14 protein-coding genes are annotated in these 20,753 nt (G+C 56.8%); 2 read left to right on the top strand and 12 right to left on the bottom strand.

What is annotated here, in order from left to right; genetic code table 11:
- Nucleotide 1: 1 nt before the first annotated feature.
- Both JWF83_RS26070 and JWF83_RS26065 read right to left on the bottom strand, forming a co-directional pair.
- Nucleotides 2–949: an ABC transporter permease gene (locus JWF83_RS26070; RefSeq protein ID WP_413653418.1), complete on the bottom strand. Its 948-nt coding sequence runs from the start codon at nucleotides 947–949 to the stop codon at nucleotides 2–4.
- Nucleotides 949–2,541, bottom strand: coding sequence for an ABC transporter substrate-binding protein (locus JWF83_RS26065; protein ID WP_413653417.1), 1,593 nt, complete (start codon nucleotides 2,539–2,541; stop codon nucleotides 949–951). Before JWF83_RS26065 ends, JWF83_RS26070 begins: the two co-directional genes overlap by 1 nt.
- Nucleotides 2,542–2,739: 198 nt before the next feature.
- On the opposite strand from JWF83_RS26065, the gene JWF83_RS26060 reads away from it, so the two are divergent.
- Nucleotides 2,740–3,006, top strand: coding sequence for a CBU_0592 family membrane protein (locus JWF83_RS26060; RefSeq protein WP_413653416.1), 267 nt, complete (start codon nucleotides 2,740–2,742; stop codon nucleotides 3,004–3,006).
- A 163-nt stretch (nucleotides 3,007–3,169) separates the two neighbouring features.
- On the opposite strand, the gene JWF83_RS26055 is transcribed toward JWF83_RS26060, so the two are convergent.
- Both JWF83_RS26055 and JWF83_RS26050 read right to left on the bottom strand, forming a co-directional pair.
- Nucleotides 3,170–4,057: a LysR substrate-binding domain-containing protein gene (locus tag JWF83_RS26055; RefSeq protein ID WP_413653415.1), complete on the bottom strand. Its 888-nt coding sequence runs from the start codon at nucleotides 4,055–4,057 to the stop codon at nucleotides 3,170–3,172.
- A gap of 112 nt (nucleotides 4,058–4,169) precedes the next feature.
- Nucleotides 4,170–4,730: a PadR family transcriptional regulator gene (locus JWF83_RS26050; protein ID WP_413653414.1), complete on the bottom strand. Its 561-nt coding sequence runs from the start codon at nucleotides 4,728–4,730 to the stop codon at nucleotides 4,170–4,172.
- Nucleotides 4,731–5,055: 325 nt separating this feature from the next.
- On the opposite strand from JWF83_RS26050, the gene JWF83_RS26045 reads away from it, so the two are divergent.
- Nucleotides 5,056–5,844, top strand: a complete 789-nt coding sequence (locus JWF83_RS26045) for a siderophore-interacting protein (RefSeq protein WP_413653413.1) — start codon at nucleotides 5,056–5,058, stop codon at nucleotides 5,842–5,844.
- Nucleotides 5,845–6,038: 194 nt separating this feature from the next.
- Here JWF83_RS26045 and JWF83_RS26040 read toward each other — a convergent pair whose 3' ends face one another.
- The 8 genes from JWF83_RS26040 to JWF83_RS26005 all read right to left on the bottom strand — a co-directional run bounded on the left by JWF83_RS26040 (nucleotide 6,039) and on the right by JWF83_RS26005 (nucleotide 20,551).
- The gene (locus tag JWF83_RS26040; RefSeq protein WP_413653412.1) at nucleotides 6,039–7,685 is read right to left on the bottom strand and encodes a methyl-accepting chemotaxis protein; all 1,647 of its coding nucleotides are present in this window, start codon (nucleotides 7,683–7,685) and stop codon (nucleotides 6,039–6,041) included.
- Nucleotides 7,686–8,031: 346 nt separating this feature from the next.
- Nucleotides 8,032–8,574, bottom strand: coding sequence for an ADP-ribose pyrophosphatase (locus JWF83_RS26035; protein WP_413653411.1), 543 nt, complete (start codon nucleotides 8,572–8,574; stop codon nucleotides 8,032–8,034).
- Between the two features lie 116 nt (nucleotides 8,575–8,690).
- Nucleotides 8,691–10,193, bottom strand: coding sequence for a DHA2 family efflux MFS transporter permease subunit (locus JWF83_RS26030; protein WP_413653410.1), 1,503 nt, complete (start codon nucleotides 10,191–10,193; stop codon nucleotides 8,691–8,693).
- A complete protein-coding gene (locus JWF83_RS26025) occupies nucleotides 10,174–11,220 on the bottom strand; it encodes an HlyD family secretion protein (protein WP_413653409.1) in 1,047 nt (348 codons plus the stop codon). The genes JWF83_RS26030 and JWF83_RS26025 overlap by 20 nt, the downstream gene beginning before the upstream one ends.
- On the bottom strand, nucleotides 11,217–12,944 hold the full coding sequence (locus JWF83_RS26020) for an ABC transporter ATP-binding protein (protein WP_413653408.1): 1,728 nt from the start codon (nucleotides 12,942–12,944) through the stop codon (nucleotides 11,217–11,219). The genes JWF83_RS26025 and JWF83_RS26020 overlap by 4 nt, the downstream gene beginning before the upstream one ends.
- Entirely contained in the window at nucleotides 12,931–14,700 is a 1,770-nt protein-coding gene (locus JWF83_RS26015; protein WP_413653407.1) for an ABC transporter ATP-binding protein, read from the bottom strand. The genes JWF83_RS26020 and JWF83_RS26015 overlap by 14 nt, the downstream gene beginning before the upstream one ends.
- A gap of 16 nt (nucleotides 14,701–14,716) precedes the next feature.
- A complete protein-coding gene (locus tag JWF83_RS26010; protein ID WP_413653406.1) occupies nucleotides 14,717–15,118 on the bottom strand; it encodes a hypothetical protein in 402 nt (133 codons plus the stop codon).
- 6 nt (nucleotides 15,119–15,124) lie between these two features.
- Nucleotides 15,125–20,551 carry an amino acid adenylation domain-containing protein gene (locus tag JWF83_RS26005; protein ID WP_413653405.1) on the bottom strand — a complete coding sequence of 1,809 codons (5,427 nt, stop codon included), beginning with the start codon at nucleotides 20,549–20,551 and terminating at the stop codon, nucleotides 15,125–15,127.
- Between the last annotated feature and the right edge of the window lie 202 nt (nucleotides 20,552–20,753).

Raw genomic sequence — 20,753 nt, 5'->3', positions numbered from 1 at the left:
CTTACCTCGCATGCCGCAGTCGTGGATTACACCAGATGGCGAGTAAATCCGCCGCGGTATTCAGCAGGATATAGGTGCCGCCAAACAGCAGGCCGCAAGCCTGTACTACCGGTAAATCACGTTTCGTTACCGCGTCCACCATCAGCTGACCAATGCCGGGATAGACAAACACCACCTCGACCAGAATCACCCCCACCACCAGATAGGCGAGGTTAAAGGCGATCACATTGATAATCGGCGCCAGCGCGTTAGGTAATGCATGGCCCAGCACAATGCGCCATTTGGCAATCCCCTTCAGCACCGCGGTTTCGATATAGCTGCTGGACATCACCGCGCCGACCGAGGCGCGCGTCATGCGCAGCATATGGGCCAGTACCACCAGTACCAGCGTCAGCATCGGCAGCGTGCAGTTATACAACTGCTGCGTGAAGCTGGCGCTGTCATCGACCAGCGCCAGGCTGGGAAACCACGTCAGGCGGATAGCGAAGAAAATCACCAGCAGGTAGCCAACAAAAAACTCCGGCACTGAAATGCTCAGCAGCGTCAGGGTGTTGGCGAGACGGTCAAACCAGGAGCCGCGCCAGATAGCGGAGGCGATCCCCAGCGTCACCGCCAGCGGAATGGCAATCACCGCGGCATAGCCTGCCAGAAACAGCGTATTAGCAAGGCGCGGCAGCAACTCATCGCTAATTGCGCGGCCGCTGGCCAGCGAATGCCCCAGATCGCCATGCAGCACACCGACCAGCCAGCTCAGGTAACGCTGCAGCGCCGGCTGATCCAGCCCCAGTTGCGTACGCAGCGCGGCGACGGTTTCCGGCGTACCATTCTGTCCGAGGATAGCGCTGGCGACATCACCAGGCAGCAGTTCAGTACCGGCAAAAATCAGCACCGAGACCAGAAACAGCGTCAGCACCCCAAGTAGCAGGCGGTGCAAAATATGCTTTCTCATTATGACTCCAGCCAGACACGTTCAGCCAGACGGCCTCCCATAAAGTTGAACATCGGGTGAGGTTTCACACCGCCGACTTTATTGCTGGCCGCATCGAGGTAGTCGCCAAACAACGGGATCATCGCGCCACCGTTATCGGAGACAATCGCCTGCATTTCACCGTACAACTGTGCACGCTGACCTTCATCCAGCAGCGAGCGCGCCTGCAGCAACAGGGCGTCAAACTTCTCATCTTTCCAGTGCGAATCATTCCATTTAGCGCTGGACATATAGGCGGTGGAAAACATCTGGTCAGCGGTCGGACGCCCACCCCAGTAGCCCATTGAGAACGGCGCTTTCATCCAGACGTCATCCCAGTAGCTGTCGGCCGGCTGGCGTTTGATCGCCACCTGAATGCCGGCTTTACTGGCCTGTCCCTGGAACAGCGCGGCGGCATCCAGCGCACCGGTAAAGGCGGCATCGGATGAGGAGAGTTCTACTGACAGGCTATCCAGTCCGGCTTTCTTCAGATAGAACTTTGCTTTATCCGGGTCATAAGCGCGTTGCGGCAACTGGTGGTTAAAGAAGCGGTCAGTTTTCGGGATCGGATGGTCATTACCCAGCGAGCCATAGCCACGCAGTACCGTCGCCAGCAGTTTCTCGCGGTCAATACCGTGTTTGATCGCCAGTCGCACATCGTTATTGTTAAACGGCGCAATACGACAGTCCATCAGGAAGGTGAAGTGCTGGCCACCGGCGGAGCGGATAATCTGTAATGACGGGCTGCGCTTGAGAAAATCGACGGTTTTAAAATCAACCCGGTTAATTGCATGCACCTGGCCGGAAATCAGCGCATTAGTCCGCGCCGTCGGATCGTTAATCACCAGCACTTCCACCGCATCAACCCAGGCGCGATCCGGCTTCCAGTAGTTTGGGTTGCGCTTAAACAGTGAACGCACGCCCGGCTCATTATGTTCAAAGATAAAACCACCGGTGCCAACCGGGCGTGCCCAGTCGGTAAAACCGTTGGGCACCACCACCAGATGATAATCCGCCAGCAGAAATGGCAGATCCGCATTGCCACTGTCCAGCGTCAGCGCAATCTGGTCATTGCCGCTTTTTTCCAGCGAGGTAATGGCGGCAAGCTGGGTCTTAATCGCGCTGCGCGATTTATCGCCGCGATGCAGATTAATCGAATAGATAATGTCGTCGGCATCCAGGGTTTTGCCGTTATGGAAAGTGACGCCCTGACGTACCTTAAACAGCCACTCTTTCGCCCCTGGTTTGGCTTCCCAGCTCGCCAGCAGTTCAGGCTGCGCCTGATTATTCTCGTCGATCTCCACCAGGCCATTCATCAGCATATACGCCTGATTCAGCGCCACCCAGTCACTGTACAGTGTTGGATCGAGGGTATCGCTGGTATTACCGCCGGACATCCCCAGCTTCAGCGTCCCGCCCTTTTTCGGCACGGCGGCCTGCGCAGCGAAAGCCGACAATGGCGAGAGCGATATGCCGGAGGAAATACCTAATAATGCGGCAGCAGTAATAAAATCACGCCGATTCATCCGCGCATCCTGAAATAATGTTCTTGTCGGTGATTTATCGTTCTTCATTTATTTTCTCCATAGTGTCAGACCCGGCCTGCCCGGTAATTCGCTCACTTGCCGTAAAAACGCTAAGCATGATTTATATCAAAACAGCATGTTGTGTTTGCATGAGTATTTATCATGATAGTATGCAAAAAATGCGCGGCAAAACACCCCCGAACGCGATACTTTGCCGGATATCGACTTTTGCTAAGGAATTAACGCGTGGAAGTGCACACTTTTGTGGGCTTAATTGGGGTATTCTGCTATTTACTGGCCTATGCGCTGGTGCAGATGAGGAAATTACTAATCAGCTCAGACCGTTATGCTGTTCTTAACATTATTGGCGGCGTGTTTGGCCTGTATTCACTCAGCCATGATTTCAATCTGGCGGCTTTCATCTCGCAAACCATGTGGTTAATTTTCACCCTGATTGGTATGCATACCTCCAGAAAAAGGCGTTATGCTGAAAAAAATACCCATCATATTTAAATGGCTATTTAGTGGTATGGCTATGTTGTGCAGATAAAATATATTCCTCTAATGATCGATTTCCTGCCGGATAAATAAATTAACCCGGTTAAATAATAACCGGGAATTATTCCGTAATCTTTCATAGGAATTTCTTATATTTCGTTGTCCGGGCCATTTATTGTTATAGGGACAGTTGCAGCCATTCGATCACCCGGCGGATCACCGGCCGGGTAAAACGCTCCTGCGGGATCAGTAAATAACATTTACCGTCGACTGCCAGCTTGCTGCCATGCGCCGGCAGCAGTTCACCGCGATTAATATAGTCCTGCACCAGCCCTTCCCAGCCCAGCAAAATACCATCCCCCTGGAGCGCCGCCTGCACCAAAAATGGATAGTTATTCGCCCGCCACGTCAGCCGCGGAAAAAAAGTCGTTACCCCCTGGGCGGCAAACCAGTCACGCCAGCCGGTCCATTCACGTTGCGGGTCATCCTGGATCAGTAGCGTATGGTTCAGTAGCTGCTCGGCCTGCGCTGGTGGCCCGGCAAGGTAACCGGGAGCGCACATCGGGTAGCAGACCTCATCAAACAGCGGGATCGCCTGGAACCCGGGCGGCGGACAACGCAGATAATAGATGGCCAGATCGAATTCGGAGGATTTCAGTTCCGCAAAGCTGTCGGAAATTTTCATCCGCATCTGCAATTCGGGCATTTCCCGGCGCATCGCGGAGAGACGTGGCGACAGCCATAGCGATCCCATTGCGCTGGTACAGGCCACGGTAACCTGCGGTAATCCGTTCCAGCCCATCACTTCGGCAGTGGCCTGCGAGATCTCCGCCAGCTGTTTACGGATCTGTGCCGCATAGGCTTCACCCCGTGGCGTCAGGATCACCCGACGCTGGGTACGCTGAAAAAGTTTGCAGCCCAACATCTCTTCCAGCTGAATAATCTGCCGGCTAATCGCACTCTGCGTCAGGCTCAGTTCATCCGCCGCGCGGGAAAAACTACAGTAGCGGGCAACACACTCAAAGGCAATCAGGGTGTTCAACGGCGGTAGGGGTTCTATCTGCATCAAGGTGATACTCAGAAGCATGGGGGGATTATCATGCCGTGAACGATAGCCGCCAGACAAGTCCCCACGCAGGATTGTTATCACCGGCAACTTTCAGAGCAGACGCCCCGCGTTATTCTCTGTCGCCGGCGCCGTTATCCAGCAGGGCAATCTCTTCTGCCGCCCGCTGCAGAATGGCGATAATTTTATCCAGCGTCGCATCACTGGCATTTTGCTGATTCACCTTCTGATCCAGCACCGCTTTCATCGAATCCAGCGCCTGTTTCATTGCCGGATTTTTACGTAACTCATGGCCAATGGTGCGGGCTCTAATCCGTTGTTTAATCTGCTGCAGCGGCGCGCGCTGCTCATTCAGCCAGAAGCGTCCGTTATCGGTAATGGCAATCTCCCTGCGACCATGTTCAGCGTCGTTAACCGTGATGAACTGCCGATCGTGCAGAAAATCGAGCGTCGGGTAGATTACCCCGGGGCTGGGGGTGTAATGGCCAAACGTCAGCGCTTCGATCGCTTTGATAAGCTCATAACCATGACTGGCATGATGGCTGAGGATATCCAGTACCAGCAGGCGCAACTCACCATGGGCAAACAGGCGCTGACGACGATGCGGCTGATGCCGTTCCTCCGGCTGCTGTTCGTCGTGGCAATCCGTAGGGCGCCGGGAGTGATGTGACATAGGGTCGACCTCTTAACATTCGCTATAACCTCTGGCGGATTGTGCATGGTAGCGCGCAGGCAATAACAGTGGCGAATATGTAACTGAATATAACCAGCAGCCAGCCTTGCCGCTGGCGATATTAATGATTGTCGTTCTCATCTTTGCCATGATAAACCTGCGGGCACTGACGCCGCATTCCGCTAATTTCGATATATCTGAAAGTCATTTGGTAATATTATGTTACTCCTGATTGCTTTCAGATACATGATTTAGATATATCGTATTATCATTGCGGGTGGCCCGCGACTCCCCTGTTCACTTTCTTTGATACGAGGTCGTAGTAATGACAGCAGAACTCTCCGGTGACATTCGTCCGGCAAAATATCCGCAGCGCGTACGTAATGAACTGCGCTTTCGTACCCTGAGCGTACAACGCAGTGAGCGTGTTGCCAGCCATTTTCAGCGCGTGGTGCTGACGGGCGCCGATCTTGCCGGTTTTGTCTCCGCAGGGTTTGATGACCATACAAAACTGTTTTTCCCGCAGGCGGGCGTTCCTTATCAGGCGCCGACCGTCGGCGACGAAGGCATTATCTGGCCAGCGGAATCCCGCCCGCTTGCCCGTGATTATACCCCGCTGTTTAATGCGCAACGTAATGAGCTGACCTTCGACTTCTATCTGCATCAGTCCGGCATCGCCAGCGACTGGGCGCAACAGGCAAAGCCGGGAGATACGTTGATTATCGGCGGTCCGCGCGGTTCACTGGTGGTGCCGGAAGATTATCACTGGCAGTTATATGTCTGTGATGAAACCGGTATGCCGGCACTGCTGCGTCGGCTGGAAGCACTTAGCACTCTGGCGACGCCGGTGGACGTTACCGCCCTGATTGCGCTGGAAGATGCTGCCAGTAAAGCCTATTTCGATCATCTGAGCGGGTTTAATCTACAGTGGTTTGTTGGCGCAGAGCGCGCGCAGATCCCTGAACGTTTGCAGCAGCTAAGCGTTCCGGCAGAGGATTATTTCCTGTGGCTGACGGGCGAAGGGGAAACGGTGAAACAGTATTGCCAGATTTTTGAGAATAACGGTATCGATCAACAACTGCTGCGTGCCGTGGCTTACTGGCACAGTAAATAAGTTATCAATGATCTGGTATTTCGTTTCACCTCAATATCTGAAACACTGTACGGGAACCAATTATGGCTCCCGTAATATCAATGGCGTTATCATGACCGGTGCGAATCATGGGCGCGGGCGGGAATATCTGAAACACTGTAGCTAGCGCCGTAAAGGTAAGCGCCAGTTTCCCGGCGCTCACTGCCCACAGTCAGTTAAAAAGAACTCCAGTTATCATCTGCATTCGCCAGCGCCAGATTTTTCTTTGGCGCCTGTTTTGCAGCAGCAGATGTCGGCGCCTGGTGCGCAATACCGGTACCGCCCTGCACCTTAAATGCGCTCACCAGGTTAGTCAGGGAGGTTGCCTGCTCCTGCAGCGACAGCGATGCGGCCGAGGCTTCTTCAACCAGCGCGGCGTTCTGCTGGGTCACCGAGTCCATCTGCCCGACGGCCAGATGAACCTGTTCAATCCCCTGACTCTGCTCCGAAGTTGCCGCCGCCATTTCACCGACGATATCCGCTACCTGACGAATTGAACCCTGTACTTTTGACATGTTCTCGCCGACATCCGCCGCCTGCACTGAACCGCTCTCCACCAGCTGCGAAGAGGTAATAATCAGGTCTTTAATCTCTTTTGCCGCCGTGGACGAGCGTTGCGCCAGATTACGCACCTCACTGGCCACCACCGCAAAACCACGCCCCTGCTCACCGGCGCGCGCCGCTTCTACCGCCGCATTCAGCGCCAGAATATTGGTCTGGAAAGCGATACCTTCAATCAGACCGGTAATATCAGAAATTTTTGCCGAACTGGTTTTAATGTTCTGCATAGTGCCGACCATCGCCGCTACCGCATTGCCGCTATTGACGGCAAAGACATTAGCGTTGCTGGCCAGCGCACTGGCCTGTCTGGCGTTTTCCGCGTTCAGTTTCACAGTATCGTTCAGGGTACTCATACTGGCCGAGGTCTGCTCCAGTGATGCCGCCTGCTGTTCGGTACGCGCCGAAAGATCTTCGTTGCCGGCAGCAATTTGCGTTGAAGCGGAGCTCACCGATTGTGCGGAAGAGGTCACCGCCGACAGCACGCCGGAGACCCTGCTGGTCAGATGGTTAAACGCCGCAGCGGTTTTGCCAATCTCATCCTGGCGCGAATCATCCGCCCGCAGGGTAAGATCAAGATTCTCACTGACATCAGCCATTACCTGTTGAATATTATTCAGGCTGTTACGCACATTAAAGATGGTTTTAAACGCCAGCGTGCCAACCAGCAGAATTACCGTTACCGCAGAGATCAGCATCCCCCAGAATACCGACGAATAAATTGCGGCGTTTTCCGCCCGCAGGCCATCGCCAATTTCAATATTGAATTGTATCTGGCGATTTAACTGTTCCGTCAGTTTATCAATTTCGGTAGCAATCCCCCTGTCACTTAACATAGCACTTTGTGATGCCATATCATCATGAGCCATCGACGCGGCGATAAAGCCGGGCAATGCGGCTTCTATTTTAGCGATCTCTTTAAGCGAATTCTCCGTCATGGTTTTATCCATTTCATTGGAGAGATAGTGTGCCATATAGTATTCGGAAAAACCTTTTAGCTGACGAATCAGGTCATTAATGCGCTTTTCAATATCAGCCTGCATACTGTTGTCAGCGGTGCTCTTATGCTCATAGACCGCAACTTTTAGCCGGTTTGCGGCGCTATTAGACTGATTGAGCTCCTTAATGCTGGGCAGCGAATTTACCTGCACATATTCAAATCGGTTCTGAAACCCAGTGATGGTATAAAGTGAAAGAACAGTCAGTGTACAGAGCGACAATGCCAGTAAAGTAAAAACAAGCAATAGCCTTTTGGTAATAGTCATACTAAACCTCTATATTATTAACTACTTATTTTCAATTGTCTGCGATTAGCCCGCTCGCAGAGCAGGCAGAATTAACTGATAAAACCCCGGCAGCCGATAATCACCTTGTGAAATCGTGCATATCGGTGATTATCGGTAAACGCGTTGCTGACTTTAGGGTTTAATTACTTATTGTTAACATTTCGCCATGAAACAATTGAAAACATTGCGAATATAGTGTGTTTGCAGCCGAAAAACCCGGCCAAGTGCAGTGCGGAGAGTGACGGGCAGCAAAAGGCAGCTGTCCGGCAGAGAGAAAGGTTAACCGGCGCCGCCGCGCCGATGACTGCGGAAAGTCACCTGCGGTTCAGTCAAGCATCCCCTTGACTTGCGCTAACAGAAAAGCGGTAACCGAGGTGGCATCGCTGATTTTGCCGTCGCGGATCAGCGCCGTAAAGTCACTGATTTTCATTTTGCGCGCGGTAAGGCCGTACTCTTCCGCATCCAGTTCCTGCCGGTCATAGGTCAGTTCGCGCGCCAGCCAGATATGATAGCCCTGGCTGGAGTAGCCCTGCGCCAGTTTCTGGTAACCAACATAGGTAAAGCGCCCGGCGATTAAGCCGGTTTCCTCTTTCAGTTCACCGGCGGCGAGGGCCAGAGGATCGGCATCATGCAGATGCTCCCACGCTCCCTGCGGCAGTTCGGTGGTTCTTCTGCCAAGCGGATAGCGGTACTGCTCGACAACATAGATACAATCATTTTCCAGCGGAATGATCACCACAAAATCCGCTTTTTCCACCACCGAATAGATCCCTTCACTGCCATCGGCCCGCTGTATCCGATCTTCTTTTAGCGCCATCCATTTATTGCGATACACTTCCGTTGAAGAGAGCGTTTTAATTTCGGACATCAGCATTCCCCCGACCACAGCCCGGCGCGGCGGTGGTTAAATAAAAATGTTTTCTGGTGATTGATACTGCGCAATTATTCCCGCCGCTGCAAGCCTTCAGCATGCGACCGGCGCTATCACTGTTCCTTAAACAGCAACGGCAGCAGCAGCACACTCAGCGCCACCAGCGCCATCACGGTGTAAATATCGAGATAGCTGATGATGCGCGCCTGCTGATACAGCGCCTGCGCTACCGGTTTGAGCGTCGCGACCGGGGTATTAGCTGCCGTAATATGTTCACCAAGCCTTTCATAATGCAGGTGGGTGCGCTGATGCAGCAAATTCACTACCCAGGCGATACCGATACTGCCGCCGAGATTGCGTAACAGGGTCGAGATCGCCGACGCCTCATTACTCTTATCTGCCGGTAAACCGCGATAAGAGAGGGCGGCCACCGGAATTAAAATCAGCGGCAGGCCGATCATCTGCAATACCCGCGCCCACATCAGCGTGGTGAAATCGACCTCCAGCGATAAACTGCTGAAATGCCACATGGCAAACGCGCTACAGGCCAGTCCGAGTACCACCAGATAACGCTGCGCCGCAACTTTACTGGCGATCGCGCCGGTTACCATCATCGCCAGCATAATAAACAGACCACCGGCGCCCAGAGTTAACCCAGCGGTCCAGGCATCATAGCCCATCAATTCCTGGCTCATCTGCGGCAACAGCTGCGTGGTGCTGACCACCAGCAAACCAATCAGAAACATCAGCAGCGAGCCGATAGCAAAGTTGCGCTGCAAGAACAGCCGTACATCGACGATCGGCTGCGGATGAAACCACTGCCATAGCGGCAGAAAACTGAGACACACCACGGCAATCAGCATACAAGTCACAATAAACGGCGAGGAGAAACCATCATAAAGGTCAAAACGATCGAGACAAAGTTGCAACGCGCTAAAGCCCACCACTATCAGCAACAGTCCGATATAATCGATGCGAATTCCGGCAGCCAGTCGCTGCCTGCGCTCAGCGATCATCAGCGGCGGCTCCTCAATCAGGTAGTAGCACAGTAGCAACGACAGCAGCCCCACCGGCAGATTAATCAAAAATACCCAGTGCCATGAGAGCGTATCCGTCAGCCAGCCCCCGACCAGCGGCCCGATGGCTGGCGCCAGCAGCACCGCCACACCATACAGCGCAAAGGCTTGCGGGCGTTTTTTCACGCTAAAAGAGTCAACCAAAATCGACTGCTCTACCGGCGCCAGTCCGCCGCCGCCGATCCCCTGCAACACCCGGGCCAGAATCAGCCACTCCAGCGTCGGGGCGATGCTGCACAGCAACGACGCCAGGGTAAACAGCGCCACGCTGATCATATAGTAGCGCTTGCGCCCGAGGACATTCGCCAGCCAGCCACTGACCGGCAGGATCAGCGCATTGGCAACGATATAACTGGTGATCACCCACAACGCCTCGTTATAGCTGACGCCCATACTGGAGGCGATATGATAGAGGGAAACGCTGGCGACGGTGGTATCCAACACCTCCATAAAGGTAGCGATCGACGCCACCACCGCCACCAGCCATGGATTGTGCCGCCCGGCAGCCGAACGCGGTAACTCAGGGTTTAACGTGGACATAAGGCACTACCGACATCCCAGGCGCCAGCGCATAGCGCGTGATATCAGTATCGGTAAAGACAATTTTTACCGGCACGCGCTGGACAATTTTCACATAGTTACCGGTGGCGTTTTCCGCCGGTAACAGACTAAACACCGCGCCGGTGGCGCGCTGAATACTATCAACCTGCGCCTGAAAACGCTGCTGCGGCCAGGCATCGACCTGCACTTCCACGCGCTGTCCCGGACGCATCGCCGCCAGCTGACTCTCTTTAAAATTGGCGGTGACCCAGATGTGATTATCAACCAGATACATCAGCACACTACCGCTGCTGACGATATTGCCGGCTTCAGCGCTGCGCTTAGCGACATAGCCGTCAGCGGGCGCGGTAATGCGCGTATAGCTGAGCAACAGGCGCGCACTGGCGATTTCAGCCTCGTCCTGCCGCAGCGTCGCCTGATTCTCCGCCAGCGCCGCGCGTGCTTTCAGCCATTGCGCCTGGCTGTAACTGATATTTTTGCGCTGTGCCAGCAGTGTGGCGGCACTGGTTTTCGCACTGGCCGCTTTGGCATCAAGTTCACTGTGGCTGACCGCACTGCCAGACTGGCGATAGCGCAGATACTGCTTCTGATCGCGCTGATATTCCGCTTCCGCCAGTTGCGCATTGGCTTCAGCCTGGCCAACAGTGGCCTGCAGCGCCGTCAGTTCCGCCGTACTTTGCTCAATTTTCGCCTGGGTAATAGCTCGCGCCGCCAGCGCTTTATCGAGGGCAATTTGCCGGTCGCGAGGATCCAGCTCGATCAGCAATTGTCCCTTGCTGACCCGCTGATTATCCTGCACCGCAATACGCTCCACCCGTCCGGCGATTTGCGCGGAAATCTGCGCCAGATGACCATCAATAAAAGCATCGTCGGTACTCTCCACCGTGCGCAAGAAAAACCACCACCAGCCCGCCAGCAGTAAGGCGGCGACCAGCAGCAACAGGGCAAACAGGGTAAACAGTCGTTTTTTCTGCCGCTGCTGCGCTTGTTGTGTGAGTTGACTCATTGCGCTATAGCTCCGGCTTCCTGCGCCTGCCACAGCCGCTGGTAGATCCCCTGCTGTGCCAGTAACTGCTGATGATCCCCACGGGCGACAATCTCACCGTTATCCACCACCAGAATCTGTTCGGCATACTCCACCGTACGCAGGCGATGGGCAATCATCAGCACCGTTTTCCCTACCGCCAGCCGCGACAGCGCCAGCTGCAACTCCGACTGGGTCAGCGGATCGAGCAGCGCAGTGGCTTCATCAAGCAGGATCACCGCCGGGTTTTTCAGCATCATACGCGCCACCGACAGCCGCTGGCGTTCACCGCCGGAGAGCCGGCCGGCGCCCTCGCCCAGCGGAGTGTGGTAACCCTGCGGCAGCCGCAGCACAAAGCGATGACAGCAGGCGGCCTGGCAGGCGGCGATCACCTCTTCGTCGCTGGCGTCAGGGCGGCCAATGCGCACATTATCCAGTACCGAACCATCAAACAGCTGAACATCCTGGAACACGTAGCCAAGGCGTTCATACAGCTGCGCGCTGCCGAGCCGGGAAACCGGCACGCCGCCCAGCGTGATCTCGCCCTGCTGAACCTCCGCGAAGCGCCCAAGCAGATGCAGAATGGTGCTTTTACCACTGCCGGAGGCGCCCACCAGTGCGGTCACCGTGCCCTGCGGCACGCGAAAGCTGATATTGTTGAGTACCGGCCGTTGCGGCTCCCAGGCAAAACTGACGCCGCTGAAGGCAATATCATTGCGTTCCGGTAAGCGGATATCACTCTGTTCCGCCTGCACGGGTTCCGCCATCAGCGCGTTCAGGCGCTGTGACGACTGGCGCATGACGCTCATTAATGTGAACCAGGCCGCCGCATCCAGCAGCGGATCGATTACTTTCACTGCCACCAGTACAAACAGCAGCCAGCTGAAAGGATCGAGCGCATGTTGCTGCGCCAGCATCGCTGCACAGATAAACAGGGTGACCAATCCCAGCTCAGCGCACAGGCGGAACAGCTGCACGCCCCCCCCACCCCAGGCCTCAATGCCCATACTGGCCTGTTTAATGTCGGCAAAATTGCGCTCGATCTTATCCATCATGCTTTGATGACGGTTAAACAGACGCAGGGTTTTAATGCCGCCAATAAACTCCAGCAACAGCCCGGAAGCCAGCGCAAAACGTTCGCCCTGCTGGCGGGTGGCGCGCAGCATACAACGCGACATAATCCACAGCAGCAGCAGTCCCACAGGTAAAGTGCCGAGCAGTGCCAGCGTGAGCGGCACATTGACTGTCAGCAACATAGCAACAAATATCAGCGGCGCACTAAGGCCGACAATCACTTCCGGCAACAGATGAGAGAAGATCTCTTCGACGCGGCGCATATGGTCGGTGAGTAGCGCGCTGGTTTCTCCCAGTCGGTGGCGCTGAAAATAGCCCAGCGGGAGATTACGCAGATGGTCTGCAACCGCTTCACGATAGCGCAGCATAATGTCATAGCTGCCGAGAAAACAGCCCAGCTGACCAAAATGCGAGCAAACCAGTTGCGCGAAAAAGCACAGCAGCAGAGCCAGCGTTAGTTGCGGCCAGTATTGCCAGTTGCCCTGCTGAAACACCAGTTTCTGCAACGCCAGCCAGGCGATAAAAAACGGCGCGATGGCAAAAATCTGTGCCAAAACCCGCAGTATAATGCCCAGCCAGATACGTTGTACGCCTCTGCCGCCTGCGCTGCGAACTTGATTAAGCATCGACATTGCGGCACTCCTGTGAGCGAATATGCCAGTGTTGTAGCTGATACTGACTGTGCCAGAGACGCTGATACAGCGGGTTATCGGCGATTAACTGCTGATGACTGCCGCGGGCAACCAGCTGGCCGTTTTCCATCAATAGCAGCTCATCCGCCTGCTGTACCGCAAACAGACGATGGGCAATGGTCAGTACGCAGGTTTGCGGACGCGCCCGGCGTAACGCCTGATAAAAAGCGGCTTCGGTAATGGCATCGGCGAATGCGGTGGCTTCATCAAGGATCAGCAGTGGCGTGTCGGCCAGCAGCGCGCGGGCAATGGCAATACGCTGGCGCTCCCCCCCGGAAAGACGCAGCCCGCGTTCATGCAGTGGCGTATCGAGCCCCTGTGGCAGCGCGCTGACAAACGCCTGCGCCTGGGCGATCTCCAGCGCCTGTGCAATCTGCCGGTCGCTGGCTTGCGGGTTACCGATGCGCAGGTTATCCGCCAGCGAGCCCTTAAACAGAAATACCTCCTGGCTGACTACGGCAATCAGCGCGGCGCGCGCCCGATCGTCCAGCTCACTCAGCGGTACGGCGCCAAGACGGATTTCACCCGCATCAGGCGGCAGCAGTCCGGCCAGTAACCATGCTAATGTCGACTTTCCGGCGCCAGATGGGCCAACCAGCGCATAGAATCCGCCGGGGGATAACTGTAGCGAAACATCGGTGACAACATCACGTTGATCGTAACGAAAGCACAGTTTTTCCGCGCAGAGCTGACTACCGGACGGCATGATGCCGGTGGTTGCCGGCGTCTCCGCCAGTAGAAACGGCTGAATTCGCGCCGTTCCGGCGAGGATTTCACGCATCAGGGTGCCAAGGAAAGTGACGCGCAGCAGCGGCTTCAGCAACCCGCTGCCGAGCATCAGGATCAACACCAGTTCACTTAGCGTCAGTGCGCCGTTGCTGATCCGCCAGATACCCAGCGGCAGCAGGATAAAAATATTGGCATTCAGCAGCACGACAAACAGCGACCATGCGGGTACCGCGCGGCGGGTAAACCCCTCCACCAACTGATGGTATTGTGTCAGGCTGTCATGCAGTAAGCGAAAAGATTGCGCGGTCTGGCGATAGGCTTTCATCACCGGGATGCCGCGGACAAACTCCACAATCGCATTATTCAGCTGTTCAGTGGCGCGGTGATAAGCGCGGGTGCGCTCCGCCATGCCGCGCGAAAAGAGCTTTTGCGCCATCAGCGCCAGCGGCACGGTGATCAACGCTGCCAGCGCCATTTTCCAGTCTAGCCAGAACAGAAACAGGGCTGCCGCCAGCGGACTAACCAGCGCGGAGATCAGGTCCACTGTGTGATGGGCGATAAAACTCTCCAGCCGCTCGACATCATTGATAATAATTTTGCGTAAACTGCCGGAACTGTAAGGGGCCAGCTGCATCAGCGGCAAGCGGGTCAGCGCGCGGGCGATGCGCAGACGAACCTGATACAGCACGCGGAACGCCGCCAGATGGCTAAAATAACCGGCAAATGACAGCAGCAAATATTTCAGCGCCAGCGCCAGCGCTAACCAGCCGGCCAGTTGCAGCAACCGGTCGGCAGCCAGCAAATCCGGCTGCCATACGCTGGCTGCCAGCCAGAGCAGGTAGTAAGGGATCAACTCCAGAAGCACGGACAGGCTGGCCAGGCTCAGCGCCTGGATCAACGCGCGTTTTTCACTGCTAACCAGCGCCAGTAACGTCGCTACTGGCGCTGCATTTTGTGGTGATGACATGGTACCCGACCTTAGGTTAATGATTATCCTGTAACCAGCGTTGTGCCTGCTGTTCAGCTTCAGCGTGGCTGGCCACCAGCTGGTAGGGATAGGGAATGGCGCGGGTAGTCAGATAGCGCAGTGCCTGACGCCAGAACGAACGACGCCTGGCATCATCCGGTTCTACGCGGACTGCGCCACGACAGTAGCGCTGCTGCGCCGCGCGCGTGCGGCTGCCCCACTGCTTATACAGACGGAAAAAGCGCGCGGAATTCTTCGGCAACTCGACGCCGCTGAAGATCAACACAAACGGCTGCTGCCGGTCGAGTATCGCCTGTAGCGCCGCCACATGCTGTTCCGCCAGCGAGTCCGGAACCTGTTCAGGCATCACATAGTGCACCAGCGGCCAGCGGCTGGTATCAATAATCTCTTCTGCCATTCACCCTTATCCTTGTGTTATGTGTTGCAGCGCGGCAAACAGTTCCGGCTGTGTAATGATATTCAGATGGTTACTGTTGCTGATGGTGTGTCGCCGGGGAGCGGTGCTAAACCATTGCTCCAGCACCCGGCTGTCATCGCCCCACGCGTCCGCCCGTTCGCTGGCAGTGAAAATATCTGCCGTTAGCGTCAGCGGACGACAGGGGGCGCTAACCATCGCCCGCACGTTGGCGCGGATCACCGCGATCAGCCGGGTTAACGCCTGATCCTCTATCCGCAATTCTGCCGGTAATACCTGGCGCCAGCAGCAGAGCGTCTCCGCTGTCGTCAGGGTGTCAAAACCGCTGATTTCGCTGCTCAGATGCGGATCAGCCATCGAACGCCAGAGGGCATATTCACTGGCGGCGCAAGCGGCCATCGCCTGCTGCGGCGGCGGGTCGATCAGGATCAATGCAGCCACCTGTTCGCCCGCCTGTTGCAGACGCCGCGCCATCTCCAGCGCCAGATACGCGCCCATCGACCAGCCGGCAAGGCGCCAGGGGCCGCTGATGCCCTGCTGACGCAAAGCATGCAACGCGCGCTCCGCCTGACAATCCAGACCCTCTGTTGGCGTTTCGCCCGCCAGTAAACCACTGGCCTGCACCCCAATGCACTGCAACCGTTCGCCGAGCGCCGCTGCCAGCCGTTGCCAGGCGGTGGCGAAACCATCACTGGCATGCAGACAGATCAGTTGCTGTTCACGCGACTCACTCAACTCCACCAGCGGTAGCGTCAGGGTCTGAACGCCGGAGGCATCCAGCGCGGCGGCCATTTTGTGTAACACCGCATGGCTGAAGATCAGCCGAATCGGCACGTGTGTTCCCCACTCGCTGCTCAGGCGACTGGCCAGTCGCGTGGCTAACAGACTGTCACCGCCGGCGGTAAAGAAATCCTGATCGCGCCCCACCTGCTCCACACGCAGCAGCTCACACCAGATGGCCGCCAGCCGCTGTTCGGAGCGCCCCTGAGCCGGACTGTAACTCTGCGGTTGCGTCATTAGCTGCGCAATACGCGGCAGTTGCTTACGATCGATTTTACCGTTGGCGCTGAGGGGAAGTTTCGCCACGCTAATCAGATGATCGGGCAGCATATACGGCGGTAAGCGCTGCGCCACCGTCTGCTGCAACTGGCGCGTTGTCACCGCCTGCTGCGGACGACGGGCAAGAAATAGTTGCTGACCGGTAAACGCCATCGGCGTCGCCGCATGCGGCCAGACGTCGACCAGCTCAAATCCCGCGTGAACTAAGGCGCTGCGCCACTGGCATTCACTGAGTAACGGCGAATCGCCATTCCTCTCGCCACCTTCGGCGGCATGTTCCAGCACCGCGGCAGCGGTAACCCATTGCAGCTGTTTATCCACCGTCGCTTCCAGCAGCAGTAAGCTGGCTCCCGGTTTCAGCAGCAGCCAGATCTCACTCAGCGCAGCATCGGGGTGATGGGCGTTATGCAGTACGTTGGCCGCCAGAATGGCGTCCATCGAGGCCGGGGCATAGTTCTGCTGCGCCGCGGGTTGATTAATGTCGTAACGGCCGGTGCGCAGCGCCGTGAAGTGGCCAAAGCGCTGTATCGCGTAGTGGGAAAACCACGGACTCACGTCGGTGTGATGATATTCCCCCTGCTCAGTCAGTGCGGCAAATGCGGGCAAGGTGCTGGCGGTCAGACCGCCGATACCGGCGCCAATCTCCAGCACCCGCGGCGCCGGATGGGCAGCAAGCAGCTGCGACAGTAGCCCGGCGGCAATAGCGCCAAGGTAATCGGCGATAATATTGCCCTGATACAGCGCTTCTGATGCCCGGCTGTCGCCATCGGGAAACAGCAGTGAACTGGCCAGCTGCGGCTGTTTCAATACCGTTTCGATGGCGTTGCTGCTGGCAAACAGCCAGTCAGCAAACAGTTCGCCCTCATCCAGCCAGCTGAGGAACTGGCGCAGACGATGTTTACCATCATCAAGTCGCTGCGCCAGCGCCACCTCCCCTGGTGCACAATCGCTCTGATACCATTGACCCGCCTGCAATATCAGCATACCTTCCGCCGCCAGAATCTGATGCCAGCGCGTCAGTAAACGGTTAAACCGCGGATCAATGCGCAATGCCGTCAGTCGCGCGGCAATGGTCCAGCCCGGTGGCTGGCAAAACCGCAGCTGACGCAAAATGTGCAGCATCATCAGCGGCGCCAGCGCTTCACTTTCCGACTGGAATGCCGCCAGCGCGGCCAGACGACTGGCCGCGGGTAAACGCTCTGCCGCCTGCTGACCGGCGGCAATTAACGGCGCGACCTCCGCTGGCTGCGATTTGATCACCAGCCATGCCACCAGTTGTTGCGCGCCGGCTGGTGTGGTGACCACATCAGCCACGGCGCCCTGCACCGCCTCCTCTGCCAGCAACGCCGCTTCAATCTCACCCAGTTCAATCCGGTGGCCGCCAACTTTTACCTGCGCATCGCGGCGGCCAAGAAATTCAATGCAGCCTTGCAGGTCATAGCGCGCCAGATCGCCGGTGCGATACAGTCGTTCACCACTGTGCGGATGGCAGATAAAGGCAGCGTCAGTACGTGTTGCATCACGCCAGTAGCCGGCCGCCAGCCCGCAACCGGCGATAAACAACTCCCCCGTCACCCCGGCCGGGCGATCGCGCCCCTGCGCATCAAGTACGTAATAGCGCTGATTGGCTAACGGCCAGCCATACGGCACCGCGTGCCACTGCGGCGGCAGGGTTTGCACTTCAAACCAGTTTGACCAGATCGCCGCTTCGGTCGCGCCGCCCAGCGCAATGAGCCGGGCAGCCGGCGCCAGTTGCGGAATATCGGCGACCAGATCGCGTCCAATCCAGTCACCGGACAGCATAATGGCGCGTAGTGCCGGCAACCTTTCGCCGCGGGATCGCGCGTACTCGACCAGCATCGCCATCAGCGACGGCACCGAATTCCAGCAACTGACCTGATGCTGCTGCAATAGTTGCATCCAGTGCGCGGCGTCGCGCATACCCTGCTGTTGCGGCAGCACCAGCGTAGCTCCGGCCGCCAGGGTGGCAAACAGATCAAAAATCGCCAGATCGAAACTGAGCGATGACAGGCCAAATAGCCGGTCGCTGGGCTGGAGTTGCAGACGGGCGCTAACATCAGACAGGGTATTGGCGGTGGCGGCATGTTGCATCGCAACCCCCTTCGGCGTTCCGCTGGAACCGGAGGTGTAGATGATATAGGCGATCTGCGTCAGCGGCGGTAACTGCACCTCTGCCCCTTCCTGCGGTAGCTGTTGCAGAGTAAATGCCTCAAGCTGCGGACATTGCGCGACACAGGTATCATCGGCGATTAACGCCTGCGCCCCGGCCTGCTCTATCACCGAATGCAGACGCGCCAGCGGCCAGTCACAGGCCACCGGCACCAGAATCGCGCCCGCAGCCAACACCCCGAGCGCGGCGATAATTTGCCCGGCCCCTTTCGGCAGGGCAACCACCACCGGCTGATTGCGACAATCCCGCTGATTAAGACGCGCAGCCACCCGCAATGCCTGCTGCGCCAGTTGCCGGTACTGCCACTGCTCGCCATCGGCAATCAGCGCGACCGCCTCAGGTTGCCGGCGCGCCTGGTTAAAGAACCCGGCATGCAGTGGAGCCAACGGCAGCATCAGCTCAGTATGATTAACCGCCTGCCGGATAGCGCGCTGTTCAGCGGGCAGCGGCAGCAGCAGCGGTTGCAGCCACAAGCTGTTGTCTTCCGTCAGCCGGTCCAGCAGTTCGCCATAGGCGGCAAACAGGCGGTCAATCATCCCGTCAGGGAATAGCTCATCGATAACGATCCAGTTATATTCCAGGCTGCCTTTACGCACCATCACCTGGTGATCGAGCCATACCTGCGGCGTGGCGGTGTACAAATATTCCGGCTCGCCCAGCAGATCGGCCCCCTCGACCAGGGTATCAAGATCCATCCCCAGCAAACTGGTAAACACCACTGGCATAGCGCTGCTGTCTGCCATCCCCTGGCGTTTTGCCCGTTCACGCAGGACGTCAACTCCGCCAAAATGGCTGTGAGCCAGCCGTTCCCACAGCATTTGCTGCAGCTCTGCGGCGCGCTGACGAAAAGGCAGCGGCCTGCTGCAGTCAACGCTTAGCAGTAGCACCGAGGTAAAATCCCCAACCAGCTGAGATACATCCGCATGGTAAGGCCGACGATTGAAGTGGGTCAGATTGAGACTAAAGCGCGACTCCTCACACCACAGGGTCAGCAGTTCGCTAAAGGCGGCCAGCAGCATTGCCGAAGGGGTAACGCCCGCCAGTGAAGCCTGCTGCGACAACTGCAACCAGCGCGCGGGCTCGATGCGCCGCTGCAAACGGCGAAAGTGCGGCTGCGCCACCGCTGACGGCTGGCAGCGCAACGGCAGCTGTGGCGCCGGATACAGCTGGTCAAGTCGCGCCAGCCACCAGTCACGATCGCTGGCGTACTGTGCTTTCTGCCGCGCCTGAATTTCCGCCAGCTGATAATCGCGGAAGCTGTAACCGATCTCCGGCAGTGACAGCTGTGGCTGATGATAAAAGCGCTCCAGCTCGGCCAGAACGATATGGAAACTCTGGACGTCAAAGGTTAACAGATCGAGATCGAGATGCACCCGGCAAACCCCTTCGCTCTGCTGACTGCTGCGCAGCTCAAACAGCGGCCACTGGCTGGCATCCAGTACCTGCTGCGACATACGCTCACGGGTAGCGCTCAGCTGCGCATCTCGTTGTTGCCGACTGAGGGCGCGCAGATCGTCACAGGCGATCCGATAGTACGGCACCGCGTTCAGGATGCGCTGCAAACCATTGTCGTCGACACAGGCGCGCATCATGCCGTGACGAGCAATCACCCGATTCCAGGCCGCCTCAAAGCGCGCAAGGTCAAAATCGTCAATACACCATTCAAAATAGACGTGGCAGGAGACGCCGCCGAGTGCCAGCGACTGGCTGCGACCAATCCAGTAAGCATGTTGAATATCCGTCAGCGGGAAAGGCGGCGAAGCACTCTGCTGCGGCTGTGCCTGCCAGCTTTGCCAGCGCTGCTGGCTTTCGGCAAGCAGCCATCCGCCAGGTTTCAGCAGTTCGTACCAGGGCGCAGGATCCTGCGGAGGCTCGCTGAGCAATACCACGTCAAAACCGGGCTGGCTGAGGCGACGCCGCGATAGCGCATTGTTGATATCCAGGTGCTGCCAGTCGATATCGGGCTGACTTTTTCGCAGCGTGATCTGCTCCAGCCGTGAAGCGACGGCAACCGTGTAACGTGCAGCCTGCTGACGCAACTGGCGCCGCACATCACAGCCTTCCTGTTGTGCCCTGGTTATCTCCAGCAGGTGATACTGCCCGCTGACCGCCTGCGCCATGACCTTAGTCAGCAGTGCGGAAATCTGAGTGTTTTCTGAATTCACCGTGGCTCCTGTTGCGTGACAACAACGTCCCTTACCCGATGGCACCGGCCAAAAATCACCGATTGTTTATTATGCGCAAATCAACTATTTACCAAACGATATTGCAAATGATAATTATTTTTATTACGGTGGCAAGCGAAAGTTTGATGAAAAAAACAGCACAAAGGATAGTGTTTTTCGCTATCGCGGAATTGTGCGAAGG

It is taken from the genome of Pantoea sp. B65, assembly GCF_047308185.1.
Taxonomy (GTDB): domain Bacteria; phylum Pseudomonadota; class Gammaproteobacteria; order Enterobacterales; family Enterobacteriaceae; genus Erwinia.
This window is presented reverse-complemented; position numbering and strand designations above follow the sequence as displayed.

Bases quoted from the DNA above. Each gene is read 5' to 3' on its own strand.
- JWF83_RS26070 (WP_413653418.1), bottom strand. From the start codon at position 949: ATGAGAAAGCATATTTTGCACCGCCTGCTACTTGGGGTGCTGACGCTG.
- JWF83_RS26065 (WP_413653417.1), bottom strand. From the start codon at position 2,541: ATGAAGAACGATAAATCACCGACAAGAACATTATTTCAGGATGCGCGG.
- JWF83_RS26055 (WP_413653415.1), bottom strand. From the start codon at position 4,057: ATGCAGATAGAACCCCTACCGCCGTTGAACACCCTGATTGCCTTTGAG.
- JWF83_RS26050 (WP_413653414.1), bottom strand. From the start codon at position 4,730: ATGTCACATCACTCCCGGCGCCCTACGGATTGCCACGACGAACAGCAG.
- JWF83_RS26045 (WP_413653413.1), top strand. From the start codon at position 5,056: ATGACAGCAGAACTCTCCGGTGACATTCGTCCGGCAAAATATCCGCAG.
- JWF83_RS26040 (WP_413653412.1), bottom strand. From the start codon at position 7,685: ATGACTATTACCAAAAGGCTATTGCTTGTTTTTACTTTACTGGCATTG.
- JWF83_RS26035 (WP_413653411.1), bottom strand. From the start codon at position 8,574: ATGTCCGAAATTAAAACGCTCTCTTCAACGGAAGTGTATCGCAATAAA.
- JWF83_RS26030 (WP_413653410.1), bottom strand. From the start codon at position 10,193: ATGTCCACGTTAAACCCTGAGTTACCGCGTTCGGCTGCCGGGCGGCAC.
- JWF83_RS26025 (WP_413653409.1), bottom strand. From the start codon at position 11,220: ATGAGTCAACTCACACAACAAGCGCAGCAGCGGCAGAAAAAACGACTG.
- JWF83_RS26020 (WP_413653408.1), bottom strand. From the start codon at position 12,944: ATGTCGATGCTTAATCAAGTTCGCAGCGCAGGCGGCAGAGGCGTACAA.
- JWF83_RS26015 (WP_413653407.1), bottom strand. From the start codon at position 14,700: ATGTCATCACCACAAAATGCAGCGCCAGTAGCGACGTTACTGGCGCTG.
- JWF83_RS26010 (WP_413653406.1), bottom strand. From the start codon at position 15,118: ATGGCAGAAGAGATTATTGATACCAGCCGCTGGCCGCTGGTGCACTAT.